Below are 18,435 nucleotides of genomic sequence, written 5' to 3'. Positions count from 1 at the left end.
CAGCACAATTACATCAGCTTAAATGATTCCGGGTCTAAGTCAGCAGGAAATACAAAAACCTCTTGATTTGTTTCAAGTAAAACTCTGTGATAAAGCTCAATTGCTCTTGATAAACGGCAGTACTTAATTGGTATCCATTGTTCATTTCTCCAAGAATATACTGCAACTCGATAATTTAGGTATTGATCTAAAGGTAATGGTACTAGCCAAGGAGAATTCAACATCTAACTTTTGAGGAATAAATCTACAGTGCATATATCTATCAAGCGGCTTAAACATTCTCATCCTATTTGGATATTCTCAAATTAACTGACTATCTATAGTTAGGTTCCAACTTCTTACAAAAGTCAGAATGTCAAGATAATTAATTAAACTGAAAAGACGGGAGCATTTTTGATGGCAAGAAAAACTACAAATAAGCCTGCTCATTCTACTTCACAAGATAGTTCTTTTCTGTGCCTGCAATACATAAAGCGTTGTGGGGGCAGCGCAAGACTCAGCAGCATTCATTTTAGTATTGGCGTAATTCAAACACTGATCAATAACAACATGGTGAAGATTAATAATACAGGTGCAGGAATTTATGTGGAGGTAAACGACGTAGTATGAAAGCACACTCATCTGTTCAATCATATACACCAGCAACCAAAATAGTTCTCCGCCGCCGTACTAGACGAAGATTTAGCGCCAAGATTTTTATTGATCGCACCATTGAAGCAGCAGCAATCGCATCATTACTGACTACTGGATTTTCGGGGGTAGGAGCGATGGCTTGCTGGGGAATGGAGATTGTCGAAATGAATGCCAATCCCAACATAATTATTTCTGGTTGGCAATACCAAAAAAACATCTGCCTCGGAGGAATGCTGGTGAGTTTCTCAGCTTTTTTGGGCAGTGCTTTGGTTGGAGCAAGTTTCAGTATTCAACGGGATAAATTTTAGGAGTAATTGCTGTATGGAAATGAAACTGTCAACATCAGAGATTCGGGCTATTTTACAAGGCTGTCAATATACTTTGCGCTTTGTGGGAAGCAGTAAGGATTATCGTCAACTACAAGCCTCACCTTACTTTTCGACTGCGAATAATGTCTACCTGAAAGATGCAGTCAATGTTTTGGGCGAGGTGTTAGAAGCCATCCTTGAAGTGGAGCATATTATTTATGACCAGAAAGAATCAGGGCAAAGTGATACAGATTTATCAGAAAGTAACAACACTTTTTAGCTCAAAAAATCAAAGGAGAATACTTGTATGAAACGAACTCATATTATTACTTTTTGCATCAGTGGACTTGCTGGTGCTATTGCTGCTGGTTATTTCGGTGTACAACTTGTGGACAAAAACGTAATGTATGCCATCAGTGGTGGAACTATTGGACTGGGCGTGGGTACATATGCAATTCAAGCTTTGGAAAAGAAAAGGACACGGCAGGTGAAAATAGGAGTAGGCAATTAACTAAGCAATTGAACAACAACTCACAAGCCAAAATTCACGGCTCAGAATACAGTCAAATACGAATGGCAGAACATTAAATCGCAACCATGTAAAAATACCAGATATTTCCTCGACAATCTTAATCAAAAGCTCTTTTGAATTAAGAGGTAACAAGCTATAGTAGTACATAAGTATTATTAGTTGCCTCTTACAAAAGACCATCTAATTCTTGGATGTAAAGCGTAATAGCAGCTATACAATCTGTTGTTTATACAACCAGCATTTTTAACACTGTCAAGACGGTTAAACCACGCCACCAAGAGGAGAACAAATGAGCGATAACAGAAAAGTTTCTAGTTCTTTAACTCTACTGAAGCCTAAAGAACACATAGACTCGGAAAAGCTAACATTTTTACGAAATCAACGTCAGATTAGGCGACTAACAAGCCAACAGATTTTAACAGAGCGCATATTTGAAATCATAACGATCACTTCGATTGTTTGTACTACCTTACTTGGAATAGGTGCGCTCTCCTGCTGGGCGCTAGAAGTCATAAATGCTGAGGTTGTACCAGCGATGGAGAGCCAACCAGATTGGCACAAATACAAGCACATCTGTTTTGGTTGGATGTTGATCAGTTTGGGGAGCTTTTGTGGCAGTGTTACATTTAACCAAAAGGCTTCGTAGTGAATAGCAAGAGATGAAGTTTTTAGCCAATTTTCCAGCTATTACCAAATGCTAATTGACAGGAAAATAACAATTATCTGTAGAATAATAAAACTTTTATGACTAGATTTATTCATGACCAATTCGCGAAAGACTATTTGGAAGAATTACTAAAACCTTATGGGGAAGTAAAAGCTCCCAGTCGCGTAGCGGGAGAAATCAGAGAAATTGATGTTTCATTTTCTCCTCGGATAGAGCAAATCACTAACTTAGAAGTTTTAGGATTGTTAGGAAGATTTGCAGCCACACCTGCTATTTTTGAACCATACCGCAATGCTGCATCAAATGACGAAATCTGTGACTGTTTGCTAAAACTGTTAGAAGTAAAAGGAGCATTGCAACGAGAAGCTAATCGAAATAATACCAATGTTCAAGAATCGGAGATTCCCAAACTGTGGATTCTGACTCCGACTGCATCTGAAAACTTGTTATCTAGTTTTAGGGCAATGCCTACGAATGATTGGTTACCAGGAGTACACTTTTTAGCAGATGCACTCAGGACAGCTATCGTTGCTATTCACCAGCTACCAGTTATTGAAGAAACCCTGTGGTTAAGAATTTTAGGTCGTGGAAAAGTACAGTCACAGGCAATTGATGAGTTGCAATCTCTGCCACCAAATCACCCCTTCCAAAAAGCAACGCTAGAATTAGTCTACAATCTCCGCCAGAATTTAAGAGTTAATCAAAATTTAGAACCAGATGATCAGGAGCTAATTATGCGGTTAGAACCACTTTATCAGCAAGATCGTGAGCAAGCAATACAAGAAGGAAGTAAACAAGGTGAACAGCGTTTAATTATACGTCAGCTAAATCGTCGGCTTGGTGAAATTGACTCATCATTAATCGGACGTATTCTAGAATTATCTATTGAGCAATTAGAAACTTTGGGAGAGGCATTGTTAGATTTTTCGTCATTGACTGATTTAGAAACTTGGTTGAATCAGAGGCAAGGATAAAAATATTCTCAATTTTTATGAGTCGATAGATTGCGAGTATGTGAAAAAATTAACATTTATCATACTCGCTTTTAGGATAAGAGGTATTACTGATTGCGTGTTTTGATTTCGAGAGCTGAACAAAACTAAGTTTAGTTTTCATTAAAATTATTAATTCACTTAAATATCTATTTCTTGATGAATATTTTGCTCTACTTATGCAATTTTAACCCATATTTTAAGCTAGAAATATGATATATTTTCAGCAAAATGCCCCCGGTGTGTCACCACCGGAGGGCTACTCCCACCATAGAGACTACCTACAGTAGGAGCAAGAGCATCATGGCACAAAATATTGGAATTGAACCAATGCATCCAAGGGAATTCAAAAAAATTTATGATATTCCAATATATTTGATGCATAAACTCACTGGATATCCAGAGCAAACAATAACTCACTGGTTGGCGGATGAAAGTAGCTCAAGATATCAAAAACCAAAACCGGCTGTTCTGAATCATTTTGGAGCTATTCATAAAATATTATCTGCTAGCTAACGTCACCCTGACATAAAAACGTCATACAGACACTACCCGCTTTGACGCGGGTTTTTTATTATTAGATTAACGAGGTCAATTAACAACCAGTTAACAGACCTTAAATTATTAGTTCTTAAAGATGAGATAGCAATGATGAAGGAGTGGAGAGAAAGATTGTTTGCCCTACCACCATCAGAATTCGGACTGAATGTAATGGGATTGCCAGTATCTGCGGCAGAAGGAACGCGGATTTTGGGAATATGTTACCGGACTTGGAAGCGTTGGAGCGAGTTAGCGCTTTATGTACCGGAGTACAAACAGCGTTATGTAGAAATGGTTGAAAAATTAGCCTCGGCTGATGAGACACCACCAATAACTCGTTATCAAGTTTGGGTAATAGGAAAAATCGGGGAAGTCTATAGCAACTTACCTTATGGCATCACTAAAAAATGGATAGTCCAAGACTATTTAAGTAGTAATCTTTCTGATTTCACGCTTGAAGAATATCAACGAGAGCAGCAATTTACTCAGTCTCAAAACATACATAGAGAGGCAGTACAACAAAAATGAAGTTTGGAGATATTGCTCAAAAAAAGTGAACTGCCGATTTTTTGCCTATTACAGGCTACTACATATAGTATATAAGGATTAAACAGTGTTTCGCCCCCAATGACAAACTACATTCGTTTTGCCTAACTGACTCAAAAATCGCTTAACTAGCTGCCTAGTAACCTCATTAAAAACCATAAACTGGAGTAATACTAAAATGTTACAAGCCTCAAATTCATATACAGCATGAATTCGGCAAAACGTTAGCAAGCGAAGTGACCCCAATGAAGCTTCTAACTCCCAAAAATTCATATACTCTTTTTTCAAACAGAGAGTAAGTGTAGTACTGGCTAAATAACTACGAGTGTCCACATATACGGAGGTAAGATGATGTGTATAGAAAAGAGACTCATACAAAAACATCATTTGATGGGACAACTGAAAGAATAGAAATAGAAGAAAGAAATGCTTCAGGTTTGTTAGAATTTTGTGGAGCAATAGCGGCAATAACTTTATCAATACTTGCAGCCACATTAGTTTTACACTCATTGAATTATGTCAGTAGTACTAGAGGATTGGATAGGCCAATCAAGCAATCTCAAGAAGCAATGTGAAAAGATTCGAGGAGCTGCTATTAGTCCCCGGACATGGCAGAATTGGGAGCGGCTTGCGGGTGCTTGCTACCCACAAGGCAAGAAGGTGTCTGAGCGCTCTTATACACCGGAACAAACAGAATTATTGTTGTGCTTGGCGTGGTATCGCAAGTGCTATCCCCGTGTGAAAGTCACATATCGGAGCTTGAGAGACTACTGGCAAAGTAATGAGTACAAGCTCGAAGAGGTATTTGATGCTTTCTGTGAAGCAGTAAATACAAAGCAACAGAAACAACCTCAAAAACCTGCCCCAAAACTCATAGCGCTGTCGAGTGTGAAAAAGTCATGTGATCAGATTATGAACCGCTGCATTTCTAGGAATTGCTGGGCCAGTTGGAAGCAGTTTTTGGGGATAGCAAAGTATGAACGTTATGTAGAAGAGGGGCTGGCATCAATACTTGTATATATGGCCTGCTGGCGGCATGACAACCCTACTCAAAGATTCCCTAGCGTTCGGGAATTGATGGTGATGATGAGAAATTGGTCACGACGAGCGATGAGTTTGGAGACAGCCTCAAGTGCGAAGATGTGGCACGCATGGAGGATGAGAGGTTGTAAAGGACGAGATTTACCGAAATACCTTGCGACTTATGGCTACAGAGTTTCGTTCCGCACTCTATATAAATGGGGAGGATTTAGCCAACGAAAGCATTATTCTGTTTCGGAACTGTCAAATTGGATAAAATTAGCCAAGGAGAAATATGGTACGTAAAAATGAATTAACAGCACAGGGGGATGTAACAGTCACCTCAATCGGACGACAATCCAAGAGCATGGTCAAAAGTAAGGGGCAATCAATCACTCAAGTGCCAAGTGCTTTTGCAGTTGTGATTGAACAGCTAGAAAATGCCTTTGACGAGGATTTACGACTAGCAATTTTGGAGCGATTAGTACGAGAGCAGCAACAGATTGCCCAACTCTTGACACAAGAAGAAAAGCTTACTAAAGCCTTAGAAATTGCTAGGTTTGAAGCAATCGATAAGGCAAGAGAAAAGGGGAAGCTTTCAGCAAGACTTGAGGTAGCACAACGAAAAAGGGAACAATTAGCAGCAGTTCAAAAACAGTTTATTGATGTAGAACTTGAACAACTAATCGATAGTTGCGATTATTTACCCTTTGAGACGATGAAGCAGACTATAGACTCTTTAGCAGCTCGTGTTGGCGTAACCCTGGAGTGGAAAGATTTAGAGGATGGACAATTTGAATGCATCGCAAACATCGCCTGAAATCCAAGAGTTTATTGACACAGTAAACTCTGGACGGGGATTTGCTGAAATTACCCAAATCATCAGCCAGGAGGTGCAGCGGCAACTAGAGCAGCAATTAGTTGATTTCCAAACAGCGATCGCACAATCAAATCTCGCCATGATTGATGTGATGCACGGTGAGCTAACGCGCCTCAAAGAAGAATCTGCAACGGTTAAAGGGGTAATGGAGCGATTGAAGACAGCTGTCGCTCCTGACATCCCTTCTTCAGAGTCGGAGGTTGTCAGCTTCCGTCAAGCGATTGAAAATCTGGAGAAATATGGCAGCATAATTCCCACAGAGAAGGATATTGTTGCTGCCCAACTGAAATGGCGAAACCAACAAGCTTGGTCATTGGTTTGGCAGTCCGTTGCAAAGATGTTGATCAAGAAACTAGAGAAAGTTTTCGCACAAAAACCATTACAACCAAAACCAAAGTCAGAAGAACTTGACTGGCTAGAGGAAGAATTCAAATAACTGGAGGACAATTTTGCAAACCGCCCACTTCCACAGAGCATACTGGTGTTACGAAAACAACCTTGGAATAGCCAAGATTCATTACGAACAATTAGGGATTTTTGCCCTGTTGTTTGAAGAAGGTATTCCCAAGATTAATGTTAATTTCCTGGATAAGAAAGAATTCTCCTATTACTGGCAAAAGTACAAAAAAGCGGGAGTAACTTTATGTTTGGGTGTGATGATTGACCGGGACGTTGAGTTAACCAGGGTAATTGAGAAGGAGAACATATTTAAGTTCCCTGAAATTAATCTGGAAGTCAAACTAGAAAACAATATCCGTTACTTCCGACCGATAGGAGGAGATTGGCTTGAATTTGAAGACGATGTATTTGTTGAATATAAGCCTTGTAATTCATTAATTGACGTTAGGTAGTTATGGTAAAAGCAATCCCCCAAAAATCTGAACCAGCAAAAAATAACGGTTTAAATCTCTCTGATTTAAATGGTGATGTGAGCAAAGCGCTAATCCCACCCGATTCTCACTTTGGTTTAGAGTCAGCAGTTTGGAAGAATGCCCAACGTATTGCTGATATGTTGCCCGTAGATATTAAAGTCTTTGGTGACCTCAGCGAAGAAGATGTGGCAACTGCTCTTGAAAAAGCTAAAGGTGCAGAGTTCCAAGCTAAAAACTGGGCAGAATATTCAACTGCTGTTAGTCGCTACCTCAAATCCTTTTACAAAGTTCGGGAGAAGCAAGCTGAAGTCTCTGAAAATATAGCCGAAGCGCGGGTGCAGAGCGCAGAACTAGAGAAAAACCTCTCGACTACTTTAGCTAACTTAGAATCCAAGTTACGGCAAACAATCGGTTCAAATCGTTCTGCGATAGCATCCGTTCAAGATGACTTAGCAATCAGCTTGGGGCGAATTGCTTCACAGTATTCAGAGACACGGGCTAAGAAGCAAGAAAAAGTACAAACTGAAACTGCCAAAAAAGAACCTACGCCCTACGAAGAACAGACAACTTCTTTAGTGGATCGATTCCGTCAGCTTCGTGAAGCTCGTTATTCCGGCTCATCACTAGGAATTACGCAACGTATTAAATCAGCTAACAGCTAACGAGGGGATAAATGTCACAAGTCTGTAAGTTACTCATCTGGATATGTGGCTTTTTAATCGCAAGTGCAACTGCACAACTTATCAGTCTACTGCCCTGGTCTTTCCTAGTGATTGGTGTGATATCAGTTATTACTTATACCAAAGGAAAGGCTGACAATTCAATGCTCTTGCAAATCATCGCTGTTGGATTAACTTTTGGATGGTGTAAATGTTACTTCCTTGGTTGAAAATCGGGGGCAGTGGGTTAGTAGCTCTAACTTTAACGTTATCTACCAACCCCAAAGATTTAAAACTATTCCTGCCAGGAAACATTACTGCGATCGCTCTTGCTAGTTATGCTGGGGTCAGGCTGCGACAACTGGAAAAATTCTACAGCGATAAAGAGCGCGAAGAAGATATGCTTGCTGCTATGAAGGATACGCAGGCGGAGGAGCAATTACAGTTCTTATCCTCAGCAGCCGAAAGGAAGCGGTCATTTGAGGAAGCAGATAAGCAAACCGAAAGGCAACTCAAGCTCTTACAACAGACAGCACCATTATTCAGTGATGTCCTTAATATTACCGGACGTAACGGTGCTATTGAACGCATGGCTTTAGGTATGCTGCAAAATGGAGAACCACTTGGTAATGTTTTGCTGGCGGCAAGTGAAGCAGAAATGCAGCTTGAAACTGCCAAGCTTGCTGCTGTGTTTAATACTAGACAGTTAGAATTGCAAACACAAGTGGCACATCAACAACTGAAAAATGCCTCTGTTGTAGTTACCCCAAGCACTACAGCGCTTATAGAGCCACCCAAATTATCAAAGATTGACGGGCTTACTAAAGCTGCAACTGTTGTTGGAATCAACACCCAATGCCTGCGTGTAGACAAAGCGCCTAGCTATGAAAGGCTGATTTTTTCAGTCAAAACAGAAGATTTCAATTTACTACCGAAATTTAAAGCGGCTTCTAAACTAGCGTTGGGCATTGGTGAGAAGGAAGATTTGCCCTTTTACATCTATGCCCCAGAACAGATTGCCATAGAAGTGCCTTTGCCACCACAACAAAGAACTTATTATGATTTTCCCGCTCGTCAGTGGAATAATGGTGAGCGCCTGATTGTTCTGGGTCAATCTTTAGATGGCGAAGTCATCATTAATTTGTCCAGTGAAGACACACCACAAATATTAGTGGTAGGTACTACTGGCTCCGGCAAGAGCAATTTCTTCCGCGCTGCGGCTTACTGTCTATTAATGCAGGGTGCAAGAGTCGATGTCTGTGGTGGTAAGGTCAGTGACTACGAAGATTTTGCTGACCGTTTCCCTACTATCACTATGAACGACATGGGGAAAACCTTTGAGTTTGTCGGTGAATATTTCATTGAGTGCGATCGCCGTAACTCCATGACTAAAGCGCAATTAGACTTAGAACAGCCTTGGATATTGTTTATTGATGAGTATAAAGGCACAGTCCCGCTTGAAGATGCCTTACGTAAAGTATACGACCAACAGTTGTGTGAAGTCGGTCGCCGGGGCAGAGGTTTAAAAATCCACATTGTTGTTGGTTTACAGCGTGGAGCTAAACGTAGCAAGGAAGATCCACAAGGATTACCACCTGACTTACGTGATAATCTGCCTTGTCGAATTGCTTTTCGCTGTGTTGACGCTACTTCGGGGCGCATGATTCTGATGCGGCGGGGTGAAGCTGTCACATCATTGCAAGGTCGTGGTGATGGCATTGTGCAATCTGGGCTTTTAGATGCCAGATTCCAGGCTTATCGTTTCGAGGTGATTCCCTAATATGCTTCCATCTCAATTCGTTGAAGCTGCTGGTTTCCCGGAGCGTTGGCAGGAGAAGGATTTGCAATTATATCTAGCCCAACGCTTAACAGAGCGCGGTTTTCATACCCAAGTTGAAGCTCCAGCTAACGGCGGCAGGGCTGATATTGTTACCAGTTGGCAGGGAGGAGCGATTATCGAGTGTAAGAAATACCTTGACCGTGATGATATTTACCAAGCAGTTGGTCAACTCAACCTTTATGGACTGAACAATACCCATAAGCTTATCGTCATGGGTTTTCTTACACCTGATGCTAAGGCGCAACCATCGGCGCTCAAGACTGCTTCGATGGTCGAGCAAGATCCAAGAATTAGTGTCATCTTCGTGAATCTCGAATCGGAATGGTTACCAGGGAATAAAATTATGTTTTCTTGGTTTCCACGGTTTTTCTCATTACCAAAATTCTCTTTCCCACATCTGCCTCTTCTTTCATGGCGTTGGTGGTTGGGGGTTACTAAGGACAATCCGTTGCTGTTGGTTTTAGCTGTAGCCTTGCTGTGTGTCACAGTTGAGCAAATGAAGCGAGAGTATACCCAATGTCAGCAGACTGAGCAGTTGTTGAATTGTCTGTTTTCTCCATCAAAACCGCCACCTTAATTTATGCTAGTGCTTGCGGGAAGCAGTTACAGGATTTGCGCTCGCTAATATGTGGCGTAATACATTTAGGATACACATTTACGAGTTTAAGCCACCTCTTTAAATCTAGTGGGCGAGAAAATCTCTTAAACATTGCCCCCAAAGAATTTGAGGTTGCAATTTTTTCTTTATAGCAGATCATATGTCCTTTATGCGCCAATTTTGTGTCAAAACTAAAATATTGTAAGTTAACCTTAACTTAATCTCATAGAGCGACTATGGCAGTTTATTAAACGTCAGTTCAAAGGTGAAAGTTTATCAAATCCAAATCAACTGCGTCAGCGAGTTAAACATGAATTAGCCCAATTATCTTCTGAGGTAATCTTCTCTTTGACCAGTTATGATTTCATCCTTGAAGCTCTGTTTCACCAAGCTTTACTCTATGCAGGCTCATAGAGAATTAGTAGAACCAGAAAACTGGTGAAAAGAGAGGCTTTGCAGTTGTAGAAATGGAAACGGATACTAAATAAATTGCAGCAATTAGGATTAAGAGGCACTGAATGGATGGGTTAGAGCCTTAAAGTAAAACTAAAATTATTGAGGAATGTAAGCTAAGAGAAAAACTCTGCTACACTAGCGATAAAACTATTGAATACAAGAGAAAGTTAAATTTTCTAGCATTGTATTCGCTAATACAATGAACTCTCCTCAATCTTCTGAGCCATTACCATCGGATTCTATTGCTGTTGAACCATCGACACAGAAGCAGCAAGATAAAAGTGATGAATTATTTCCTATAGTCGGAATTGCCGCATCTGCGGGAGGATTAGAAGCATTTACGCAGCTACTGAATCATTTACCCATTGACACTGGAATGGCATTTGTACTGATTCAGCACTTAGATCCAAATCAGAAGAGCCTGCTAAGTGAGATTCTGGCGAGGGAGACCCAGATGCCCGTCCATGAAGCGCAGAATGGGATGTTTGTAGAACCGAACCAAGTATATGTCATTGCGCCAAACACGAAGATGACGCTGGCTCAAGGGGTGCTGCAACTCATAGCCCGTGAGAAAATTCATGGGAAATATATGCCTGCTGATGCTTTTTTTACTTCGTTGGCAGCAGAAAGAGGAAGCAAAGCCATCAGTGTTGTCCTATCTGGAAGTGATGGAGACGGCGCACAAGGATCAGAAGCAATTAAGGCGGCTGGCGGCATCACCTTTGCTCAGTGTGAATCATCGGCACAATTCAGTGATATGCCGAATACTGCTATTGCTACTGGTGATGTGGATTTTATTCTCCCACCACAAAAAATTGCTGAAGAACTAGCTCTTATTGCTCGTCATCCTAACGTTACCCGTCCGATTTCTTCACAAACAGTTGAGCCACTCTCTAAAAGTGAGACTGCTTTGCCGGCAATCTTTGCAATGCTGTTGACTACCACTGGTGTTGACTTTACGCATTATAAGCAAACGACTTTAAACCGACGAATTGCGCGGCGGATGGTGCTGTATAACTTGGAAAGTCTAGAAGATTACCTGCAATATCTGCAAAATCATCCAGATGAAGTGCAAGTACTTTACCACGAAATCTTAATCAGTGTCACCAGTTTTTTCCGTGATCCAGAAGCTTATCAAGCTTTGAAAGAGCGAGTATTTCCGGCGATCGCTAAGGTGAGATCAGTTGATGAGCCGATTCGGATCTGGGTACCAGGCTGTGCAACGGGGGAGGAGGCTTATTCAATTGCTATTTCTTTAATGGAATTTTTGGAGAATGTGCTTCCCAAACGGGCTATTCAAATTTTTGCGACAGACATTAATGAGACAGCAATTGAAAAAGCCCGCATAGGTATCTACAAACCAAACCAAATAGTTGATGTCTCACCAGAACGGCTAAGACGCTTCTTTAATCAAGTAGAGAGCGGCTATCAAATCAGCAAGCCGATTCGGGAACTTTGTGTTTTTGCTAGACAAAACCTCATCAGCGAACCGCCATTTTCCAATCTGGATCTCATTAGTTGTCGTAATGTCCTGATTTACTTTGAATCTGTTTTGCAAAAGCAGGTAATGCCCATTTTCCATTACAGTCTCAAGCCCAGTGGGTTTTTGATGTTAGGTATCGCCGAAAGTGCAGGAGAATTTTCCAACTTATTTACTTTAGCAGACAGAAAAAACAATATTTATACCAAAAAATTAATACCCACTCCACTTAACTTTAACTTTGCCAGCAGCAACTACCCTGTAGCGAAAATAGCTGCTGATAAGTCCATGAGTCATAAAATTTGGGATATTACTGACTTAAATAAACAGGCTGACCAGATTCTTTTGAATCGTTATGCCCCAGTTGGCGTGATGATTAACGACAATATGGACATTCTGCAATTTCGAGGGGAAACCAGTCCCTATCTGAGACCCGCACCTGGAGATCCCAGTTTTAATTTGTTCAAAATGGCACGAAAAGGACTGCTGGAAGAGTTGCGTACTGCGATTCATCAGGCAAAAAGGGAGAATGTTCCTGTGAGAAAGGAACAGATACAGATGGAAGGGAGCGAGTCGTCTAGGAAAGTCAGCATTGAGGTGATTCCGTTTCAACCTGATTCCTTGGAAACTCACTGCTTTCTTGTTTTATTTGAAGATGTACCTGCTCCAACAAATGCACAAGTGACCATCACACCTGGAAATGTAGAACAACTAGGTAGCGAGGAAATACTCCAACTCCAACAAGAACTAGCAGCCACCAAGCAAGAACTTGCTGCAACTCAAGAATATTTACAATTGATTAGTCAGGAGCATGAGTCCACCACTCAACATCTGAAGGTGGCGAATGAAGAAATCCTCTCCAGCAATGAGGAATTACAAAGCACTAATGAAGAGTTGCAAACAGCCAAAGAAGAGGTACAAGCAACCAACGAAGAATTACATACAACTAATCAAGAATTGCAAAGTCGCAATCTCGAATTACACAAGGTCAATAATGACCTGTTGAATATACTCAGTAGTGTGAATATTCCCATTCTCATACTGAGCAACGATTTACGGATTCGGCGTTTCACGCCAACAGCACAGCGTTTACTAAATCTGATTCCCACAGATGTGGGACGACTACTGAGTGATATCCGCTCCACTATTGACATTCCTAATTTAGAGTCATTGTTCATTGAGGTGATTGACACTTTAACTGTTAAAGAACTGGAGGCGCAAGACCAAGAAGGACGTTGGTATAATCTGCGAATTCGACCTTACAGAACTACAGGAAATCATATTGATGGCGTGGTGATGGTGTTGATGGATATAGATGCCCTCAAACGCAGTACAAAGCAGTTGCAAGCTGCTCTTGATTATGCCGAAGTTGTCGTGGAAACTGTGCCAGAGCCTTTAGTAGTTCTCAACTCTGACTTAAAAGTCCTTAAAAGCAATCGGGCTTTTTACCAAATGTTTCAGGTAACGCCCGCCCAGACAGAACAGCAACCAATTTTTGAGTTAGGAAACGGCCATTGGAATATTCCCGAACTGCGATCGCTCCTGGAAGACATTCTCACTCATAACACCCAGGTTGAGAGTTTTGAGCTTTGCTGTAACTTTGAAAAAATTGGGCAAAAGACTATATTGCTCAATGGTTATAGAATTTTACAACCAGGAAATCAGCAGATGATTCTCTTGGCACTTCATGACATTACACAGCAGAAGTCGTTTGAGGAAGAACGCACTCAGTTATTGGCTCAAGAGCAGTCAGCGCGCTTGGAAGCAGAGGCATCTAACCGAATTAAGGATGAGTTTTTATCTACTCTATCCCACGAACTTCGCAACCCCCTCCACAGTATTCTGGGATGGTCTGATTTACTCCAGGAACAAAACTTTGATACCGCTCAAATGAATCGTGCAATTGACATGATTGGGCGTAGTGCTAAAGTGCAAATCCAATTGATTGAGGATCTTCTAGATATTTCGCGCATTACTACTGGCCAATTCCGTCTGAATATTTGTCCAATTGATCTCCGCTCTGTAATTGAGGCAGCCCTTGAGATAGTCAGATTATCGGCAGAAGCGAAGAATATTCAAATTGAATGCCACCTGCAACCCGTCATTGGACATGTAGTGGGGGATGGGTTGCGATTGCAGCAGGTAATCTGGAATTTGCTTTCTAATGCCATCAAATTTACTCCTTCTGGGGGAAGTATAGTTGTCACACTGGAGCAAGTTAATTCCCAAGCCCAGATTCGAGTTAGTGACACAGGTATTGGCATACCTAATGACTTTCTCCCTTATATCTTTGATCGGTTTCGCCAGGCTGACAGTAGCAAAACTCGTGCTAATCAAGGGCTGGGCATAGGACTGTCTCTTGTCCGTTATCTAGTTGAACTTCATGGCGGCACGGTTCAGGCAGAAAGTCCAGGTTTAAGCTTAGGGACAACTATCGTCGTTGAGCTACCACTGAACACCAATGTTGAGGAGGATTTTAGCTCTTGTGATCCACAGGTGATAGATATTTCCGACGACACGGAAAGAGCCGTTGATAACATTCCTTCCCTGGAAGGTTTACACGTACTTGTTGTAGATGACGATACAGTTATACTTGAGTTAACGAAGATAATGTTACAAAATTACGGGGCTGAAGTAACTGCTGTCGCATCTGCTGATGAAGCATTCTCAATACTTACCAGCCAACCAGGGTTGTATGATGTGCTATTGTCTGACGTTGGGATGTCGAACCAAGATGGCTATACCTTGATCCGGCGAGTGCGCTCTCTTAGTGCTGAGGCTGGGGGACAAATTCCCGCAGCAGCAATGACAGGGTATACCAGTAGTAGTGATATCCAAGAATCTAGGAATGCAGGTTTTCAAATGCACATTCCTAAACCCGTCGAGCTAACCCAATTGGTATTTATGGTTGCCAACTTAGCTAGACGAGGGACAGCTACCTGACGCTATAGTAGTAGTCTGCTAAGACTACGCTTGCGTTGTAGTCAGCAAAGGAGGCTCTTGACGCTGGCGTTGCAAAATCAATGAATAATAGCAGTATTTCCTCCATTTCTCCCCCTGCTCAAGAAAGCTCGACCTACACAGCAATTTTGGGTTGGTGAACTAATAGGGCGAGTCACTGGCCCCTGGGGTGAAGTTTCCGGTGTACAGCTTCGTTGTCTGGGAGAAGATGGCGAGGATATGTATGTAAATATTTTCTACAAGAACGGGGCGCGATGTCCGTTGCAATCGCTGTCATTTGAACTAGAATTGCATGATGTCCAAGAAGATAGCCAAGGTCGTAAAACTAAAGAGCCTCAACTATACAGAAATGTTCTCCAGTTTCTAAGCAAATTTAGATAGAGATGGGAATTCTTTGTTTGTTGGTTTTAAAATTGATGTGGCACAATTTAACAAACACTTAAAAGCACATTCCAAACTTGAAAACCTTTAGACTAATAATAAATCCCTAATTTTTGCAAGTAATGATTAAAAGAATTCAAGCTATACAACATATTGCATTTATCTTTGGGATTGCCACATTTACAGTTGCTCTGATTTTTGCTGCAAATGATAAAAGTCTTACGCCATCAATGTCCTTAGTATATCGGTTATGTAATATAAATACGTGGATATGTGGCGCAGTACATTTAGGATGTACATTTGCAGTTGAATTTATAGAAGTAGAAGTAGAAGTAGAAGGTGAAGATTTTGACAACTAGAAATAGGTAAGCATTCACGGGCATGGGTGGGATAGTGAGAATTGCCCAGATTTTTGGAGCTTGTGTAACTTAATTATATGAAAAAAATAGCTTTAGGAATAATATTTTTGGTTGCGGGTGCAACAACTACAGCGCTCAGCATGGTTGGCATAAAAGCTTTGTTGGATTCACCTCAAACAAGACTCAAGCCAACTCCTTGGGTAATTTCAATTTGTTGGTTTGCCGCAGGAGTCGGCAGTATCAATAATGGAATGAATTTATTAGCACGCGCACAACAAGAAAGATTGAGAGAGCAAGTTAGACTCAAGAGTAATAAAAATTCTTTGAAGAGAGTTTGTCGAGGATGCTGTCACTATCACGGGGTAGAGTATGGTGGCAATATGTTAATTTGTGCAATGCATCCAGTAGGTGTAGAGGGTGACAATTGTCCTGATTATCAAAACAGCCCAGATTTTAATGAGAATCTCTAATCTCAACTAACTCCAAGCGATGGCGCTGCTTCGCCCGCCTGATTGCGCTCGCTAATTAAGACCGCTTAAAGACTGCTTTGGTAGACCCTTTAAAATTTCTCCAATCTCGCGAGTAATCGAATTCCAATCTTCTCCTTCTTTAGCTAATGTGTGTGGATTGCGATTCTCCCAGTAATCAGTTTCATCTACAACTTCTTCAAGTATTCCCAATGACTGCGCTTTATCAAGTAGAGCCACAATCATAGTGTGAGCAAGTATAAAATTAGGAGTTCCACCATGTTCAGGCAGTTGAGCATACTGTGTTTTGCAGTTGGCGTGTGCAACCCAATCGTTAGAATATTTATAGCGACACAGAAAAATGTCTAGCTCTTCTGCACCTCGTCTTGGCAAAGATGTAAAACCGATGATGTGAACCGGATGTTCTTCGCGATCAAGATTCGAGATATCAAACTTCATCGCTCGAATTTTCAGCAGACTCCACTTATCTTCACCCGAACCTGTCAAATGACATTCTTCTCCAACTAATTCAACAATTTCCTTGTCCAGCAATTCAAAAGGTAAATCAGCAGCAGTTGAATGTAGTACTTCGATGAGGTGACGAATTTCGGTCAAAGGGCGAGAGCCTGCATCGAAGTGGTAGTGAATGGTGAGTCCCATACATTTTTAATTTAAAATAATATCGTTTAACCAATACCTTAGCCAAAATAAGAGGGTGAAAAGAGAGGGCGCTCTGTAGTAGAGTTATTGCTTCCCAAACGACAACTCACCTTCTTTACATTATCATTAGTAAGTGTTGAGCAAAGGCACTCATTTCCGATTCAGATAGAACAGGTAATTAAGAGCGATGTGGAAAAAAGTAGTGTATCGCCAAGACTAGCAAAAATCAAACCTAAAGAAAAACGTGGACGTGGACGGCCAAAAGGGAGTAAAAACAAAAATAAAACAGAAGTAATTCTCACATCGGAATTACTAAGAATTAAGAAGATGATTAATAATTTATTCAAAGCCTTAAATTAACCCTGTTCTGTCACTTTCGGAAAACAATAATCGTAGCTAAACATTGGAACCTTTATCTAATCAAAGTTTGAGCCTTTATTTTCTAATAGAAATTAAAATTTATAGTCAAAAGCTGAAGAGTAAAGCTCCAAGAGGCTTTCAGGGATTGGTTTTTCCCAGTTTGACATAAGAGGTTTATATTCCTTGGTGAGATATGACGATGGCTCAACGACATTTCGCAAGGGGAGATCCAAGAAATAAAATGTCCAGCCCCTGCGGGGTTCAGCAGTCGCTCATGGGGGAAACCCCCTACAGCCCTTCTCAAGAGAGGAGACGCTAAAAGCGAACGGGCATCCTACGGCAGGCGCTAGCCTCTCCCTTTGGGAGAAGACCGCGCTGCTGACGCTCGTTCCGACGCTCGTTCCTCGCTACCGCTGCGCTATCGCTACCGCTGCGCTAACACCGTATCAATAATATTTTTGGCAAAACCGAGGTATCTAGGCGCTTTCGCCCTTCGGGGCGAAAGCGTTCGCGCTAGCGTCTCATGCAGGAGACGGCTGGACATTTTATTACTGGGAAGGGCCAAGTCTTCCCATGAACTCTTGTTTGCGGCTGGTGTTTTCAGCAATTGTCACCATTTAAACCGCTTTCATCCCCGCTTTACGGTATGAACTATGAACAGTCAGTCGTCTCCGTAGGGGCTACCTATTGGTAGTTTATGTGCTTTCAACCCCGCACCAGGGTGGTAGGACTTGGTTTTATATTTCACCTCACCTACATGGGTATCAAGTTGTCATCAGCAGAGGATTAAAGTGCGGACTCAATTCCTGGTGGAGTTACTCTACTGAAGCCTGGAATCCTCCCATATGTTGGGTTTTTCCAGAACCAATCGCACTTGCACATATCTCGGCGGCTACCCTATTAGTGCCTTCTATCTATCGTATCGACGGCCTGCTCTGCGACCTGCTCTGCGGCCTACTCTGCGACTCTGGCTATATACAGGATCTTGCGCTACCAAATTCTTCTTGACATTTTGGCGGTTATTGGAAGTACCAACCTGTGTTATCAAATTGTCTTGTTGTTCAGCAGCTTGAGCTTGAGCTTCGCCAAAAAATGCTCCACCTATGGCAGCACTGAAAATTGCTGCCATAGCAGCAGATACTACACGTTTCATCCGAATTTCCTCTGTTCAAAAAATTACCTCAATTCTGAGTGATCTAAAAACTTTAGCTATCTTGCTGAAGG

At 41.5% G+C, this 18,435-nt stretch carries 22 protein-coding genes and 2 pseudogenes; 20 read left to right on the top strand and 4 right to left on the bottom strand.

Annotation, left to right across the window (positions count from 1 at the left end):
- Positions 1 to 8 precede the first annotated feature (8 nt).
- The gene (locus WKK05_RS40340) at positions 9 to 224 is read right to left on the bottom strand and encodes a hypothetical protein (protein ID WP_341532111.1); all 216 of its coding nucleotides are present in this window, start codon (positions 222 to 224) and stop codon (positions 9 to 11) included.
- Between the two features lie 172 nt (positions 225 to 396).
- Between WKK05_RS40340 and WKK05_RS40335 the strand changes: the two genes are divergently transcribed.
- From WKK05_RS40335 to WKK05_RS40300, 8 genes are all read left to right on the top strand, one after another.
- A complete protein-coding gene (locus tag WKK05_RS40335; RefSeq protein ID WP_341532110.1) occupies positions 397 to 609 on the top strand; it encodes a hypothetical protein in 213 nt (70 codons plus the stop codon).
- Positions 606 to 941, top strand: coding sequence for a hypothetical protein (locus WKK05_RS40330; protein WP_341532109.1), 336 nt, complete (start codon positions 606 to 608; stop codon positions 939 to 941). The genes WKK05_RS40335 and WKK05_RS40330 overlap by 4 nt, the downstream gene beginning before the upstream one ends.
- Positions 942 to 954: 13 nt before the next feature.
- Positions 955 to 1,221: a hypothetical protein gene (locus tag WKK05_RS40325; RefSeq protein WP_341532108.1), complete on the top strand. Its 267-nt coding sequence runs from the start codon at positions 955 to 957 to the stop codon at positions 1,219 to 1,221.
- 27 nt (positions 1,222 to 1,248) lie between these two features.
- Positions 1,249 to 1,452, top strand: a complete 204-nt coding sequence (locus WKK05_RS40320) for a hypothetical protein (RefSeq protein WP_341532107.1) — start codon at positions 1,249 to 1,251, stop codon at positions 1,450 to 1,452.
- A 310-nt stretch (positions 1,453 to 1,762) separates the two neighbouring features.
- Positions 1,763 to 2,119 (top strand): hypothetical protein, encoded by a 357-nt coding sequence (locus WKK05_RS40315; RefSeq protein WP_341532106.1) that lies wholly within the window; start codon positions 1,763 to 1,765, stop codon positions 2,117 to 2,119.
- 98 nt (positions 2,120 to 2,217) lie between these two features.
- A complete protein-coding gene (locus WKK05_RS40310) occupies positions 2,218 to 3,114 on the top strand; it encodes a DUF4351 domain-containing protein (RefSeq protein ID WP_341532105.1) in 897 nt (298 codons plus the stop codon).
- Positions 3,115 to 3,435: 321 nt separating this feature from the next.
- Entirely contained in the window at positions 3,436 to 3,648 is a 213-nt protein-coding gene (locus WKK05_RS40305; RefSeq protein ID WP_341532104.1) for a hypothetical protein, read from the top strand.
- A gap of 132 nt (positions 3,649 to 3,780) precedes the next feature.
- On the top strand, positions 3,781 to 4,200 hold the full coding sequence (locus tag WKK05_RS40300) for a hypothetical protein (protein WP_341532103.1): 420 nt from the start codon (positions 3,781 to 3,783) through the stop codon (positions 4,198 to 4,200).
- Positions 4,201 to 4,588: 388 nt separating this feature from the next.
- On the opposite strand, the gene WKK05_RS40295 is transcribed toward WKK05_RS40300, so the two are convergent.
- A complete protein-coding gene (locus tag WKK05_RS40295; RefSeq protein ID WP_341532102.1) occupies positions 4,589 to 4,711 on the bottom strand; it encodes a hypothetical protein in 123 nt (40 codons plus the stop codon).
- Positions 4,712 to 4,734: 23 nt separating this feature from the next.
- On the opposite strand from WKK05_RS40295, the gene WKK05_RS40290 reads away from it, so the two are divergent.
- The 11 genes and pseudogenes from WKK05_RS40290 to WKK05_RS40240 all read left to right on the top strand — a co-directional run bounded on the left by WKK05_RS40290 (position 4,735) and on the right by WKK05_RS40240 (position 16,194).
- The gene (locus WKK05_RS40290; RefSeq protein ID WP_341532101.1) at positions 4,735 to 5,544 is read left to right on the top strand and encodes a hypothetical protein; all 810 of its coding nucleotides are present in this window, start codon (positions 4,735 to 4,737) and stop codon (positions 5,542 to 5,544) included.
- A complete protein-coding gene (locus WKK05_RS40285; protein ID WP_341532100.1) occupies positions 5,534 to 6,058 on the top strand; it encodes a hypothetical protein in 525 nt (174 codons plus the stop codon). The genes WKK05_RS40290 and WKK05_RS40285 overlap by 11 nt, the downstream gene beginning before the upstream one ends.
- Entirely contained in the window at positions 6,024 to 6,554 is a 531-nt protein-coding gene (locus WKK05_RS40280) for a hypothetical protein (protein ID WP_341532099.1), read from the top strand. Before WKK05_RS40285 ends, WKK05_RS40280 begins: the two co-directional genes overlap by 35 nt.
- Positions 6,555 to 6,567: 13 nt before the next feature.
- Entirely contained in the window at positions 6,568 to 6,969 is a 402-nt protein-coding gene (locus tag WKK05_RS40275; RefSeq protein WP_341531882.1) for a hypothetical protein, read from the top strand.
- Positions 6,970 to 6,971: 2 nt separating this feature from the next.
- Positions 6,972 to 7,652: a hypothetical protein gene (locus WKK05_RS40270; RefSeq protein WP_341532098.1), complete on the top strand. Its 681-nt coding sequence runs from the start codon at positions 6,972 to 6,974 to the stop codon at positions 7,650 to 7,652.
- Between the two features lie 208 nt (positions 7,653 to 7,860).
- Positions 7,861 to 9,429 (top strand): hypothetical protein, encoded by a 1,569-nt coding sequence (locus tag WKK05_RS40265; protein ID WP_341532097.1) that lies wholly within the window; start codon positions 7,861 to 7,863, stop codon positions 9,427 to 9,429.
- A 1-nt stretch (position 9,430) separates the two neighbouring features.
- Complete coding sequence (locus WKK05_RS40260) at positions 9,431 to 10,066, top strand: hypothetical protein (RefSeq protein WP_341532096.1); 636 nt, start codon at positions 9,431 to 9,433, stop codon at positions 10,064 to 10,066.
- A gap of 446 nt (positions 10,067 to 10,512) precedes the next feature.
- Positions 10,513 to 10,618 (top strand): annotated as a pseudogene (locus WKK05_RS40255) (RNA-binding protein); the annotation flags it as partial.
- A gap of 124 nt (positions 10,619 to 10,742) precedes the next feature.
- Positions 10,743 to 14,966, top strand: coding sequence for a chemotaxis protein CheB (locus tag WKK05_RS40250; protein ID WP_341532095.1), 4,224 nt, complete (start codon positions 10,743 to 10,745; stop codon positions 14,964 to 14,966).
- Between the two features lie 521 nt (positions 14,967 to 15,487).
- Complete coding sequence (locus tag WKK05_RS40245) at positions 15,488 to 15,724, top strand: hypothetical protein (RefSeq protein WP_341532094.1); 237 nt, start codon at positions 15,488 to 15,490, stop codon at positions 15,722 to 15,724.
- A 77-nt stretch (positions 15,725 to 15,801) separates the two neighbouring features.
- Positions 15,802 to 16,194: a hypothetical protein gene (locus tag WKK05_RS40240; protein ID WP_341532093.1), complete on the top strand. Its 393-nt coding sequence runs from the start codon at positions 15,802 to 15,804 to the stop codon at positions 16,192 to 16,194.
- 51 nt (positions 16,195 to 16,245) lie between these two features.
- Here the strand turns inward: WKK05_RS40240 and WKK05_RS40235 are convergent, their stop codons facing one another.
- A complete protein-coding gene (locus tag WKK05_RS40235; protein WP_341532092.1) occupies positions 16,246 to 16,851 on the bottom strand; it encodes a hypothetical protein in 606 nt (201 codons plus the stop codon).
- Positions 16,852 to 16,956: 105 nt separating this feature from the next.
- Between WKK05_RS40235 and WKK05_RS40230 the strand changes: the two are divergent.
- Positions 16,957 to 17,205: pseudogene (locus tag WKK05_RS40230) on the top strand (IS4 family transposase); the annotation flags it as partial.
- A gap of 916 nt (positions 17,206 to 18,121) precedes the next feature.
- Here the strand turns inward: WKK05_RS40230 and WKK05_RS40225 are convergent.
- Complete coding sequence (locus WKK05_RS40225) at positions 18,122 to 18,364, bottom strand: hypothetical protein (protein WP_341530802.1); 243 nt, start codon at positions 18,362 to 18,364, stop codon at positions 18,122 to 18,124.
- Between the last annotated feature and the right edge of the window lie 71 nt (positions 18,365 to 18,435).

The sequence above is a fragment of the Nostoc sp. UHCC 0302 genome (genome assembly GCF_038096175.1).
Classification (GTDB): Bacteria; Cyanobacteriota; Cyanobacteriia; order Cyanobacteriales; family Nostocaceae; genus UHCC-0302.
The sequence above is the reverse complement of the archived record's forward strand: the minus strand, read 5'-3'. Positions and strand labels throughout refer to the sequence as shown.

Excerpts from the sequence above, each read along its gene's own strand:
- WKK05_RS40340 (WP_341532111.1), bottom strand. The coding sequence starts at position 224 with ATGTTGAATTCTCCTTGGCTAGTACCATTACCTTTAGATCAATACCTA.
- WKK05_RS40335 (WP_341532110.1), top strand. The coding sequence starts at position 397 with ATGGCAAGAAAAACTACAAATAAGCCTGCTCATTCTACTTCACAAGAT.
- WKK05_RS40330 (WP_341532109.1), top strand. The coding sequence starts at position 606 with ATGAAAGCACACTCATCTGTTCAATCATATACACCAGCAACCAAAATA.
- WKK05_RS40325 (WP_341532108.1), top strand. The coding sequence starts at position 955 with ATGGAAATGAAACTGTCAACATCAGAGATTCGGGCTATTTTACAAGGC.
- WKK05_RS40320 (WP_341532107.1), top strand. The coding sequence starts at position 1,249 with ATGAAACGAACTCATATTATTACTTTTTGCATCAGTGGACTTGCTGGT.
- WKK05_RS40315 (WP_341532106.1), top strand. The coding sequence starts at position 1,763 with ATGAGCGATAACAGAAAAGTTTCTAGTTCTTTAACTCTACTGAAGCCT.
- WKK05_RS40310 (WP_341532105.1), top strand. The coding sequence starts at position 2,218 with ATGACTAGATTTATTCATGACCAATTCGCGAAAGACTATTTGGAAGAA.
- WKK05_RS40305 (WP_341532104.1), top strand. The coding sequence starts at position 3,436 with ATGGCACAAAATATTGGAATTGAACCAATGCATCCAAGGGAATTCAAA.
- WKK05_RS40300 (WP_341532103.1), top strand. The coding sequence starts at position 3,781 with ATGATGAAGGAGTGGAGAGAAAGATTGTTTGCCCTACCACCATCAGAA.
- WKK05_RS40290 (WP_341532101.1), top strand. The coding sequence starts at position 4,735 with ATGTCAGTAGTACTAGAGGATTGGATAGGCCAATCAAGCAATCTCAAG.
- WKK05_RS40285 (WP_341532100.1), top strand. The coding sequence starts at position 5,534 with ATGGTACGTAAAAATGAATTAACAGCACAGGGGGATGTAACAGTCACC.
- WKK05_RS40280 (WP_341532099.1), top strand. The coding sequence starts at position 6,024 with ATGGACAATTTGAATGCATCGCAAACATCGCCTGAAATCCAAGAGTTT.
- WKK05_RS40270 (WP_341532098.1), top strand. The coding sequence starts at position 6,972 with ATGGTAAAAGCAATCCCCCAAAAATCTGAACCAGCAAAAAATAACGGT.
- WKK05_RS40265 (WP_341532097.1), top strand. The coding sequence starts at position 7,861 with ATGTTACTTCCTTGGTTGAAAATCGGGGGCAGTGGGTTAGTAGCTCTA.
- WKK05_RS40260 (WP_341532096.1), top strand. The coding sequence starts at position 9,431 with ATGCTTCCATCTCAATTCGTTGAAGCTGCTGGTTTCCCGGAGCGTTGG.
- WKK05_RS40250 (WP_341532095.1), top strand. The coding sequence starts at position 10,743 with ATGAACTCTCCTCAATCTTCTGAGCCATTACCATCGGATTCTATTGCT.
- WKK05_RS40245 (WP_341532094.1), top strand. The coding sequence starts at position 15,488 with ATGATTAAAAGAATTCAAGCTATACAACATATTGCATTTATCTTTGGG.
- WKK05_RS40240 (WP_341532093.1), top strand. The coding sequence starts at position 15,802 with ATGAAAAAAATAGCTTTAGGAATAATATTTTTGGTTGCGGGTGCAACA.
- WKK05_RS40235 (WP_341532092.1), bottom strand. The coding sequence starts at position 16,851 with ATGGGACTCACCATTCACTACCACTTCGATGCAGGCTCTCGCCCTTTG.
- WKK05_RS40225 (WP_341530802.1), bottom strand. The coding sequence starts at position 18,364 with ATGAAACGTGTAGTATCTGCTGCTATGGCAGCAATTTTCAGTGCTGCC.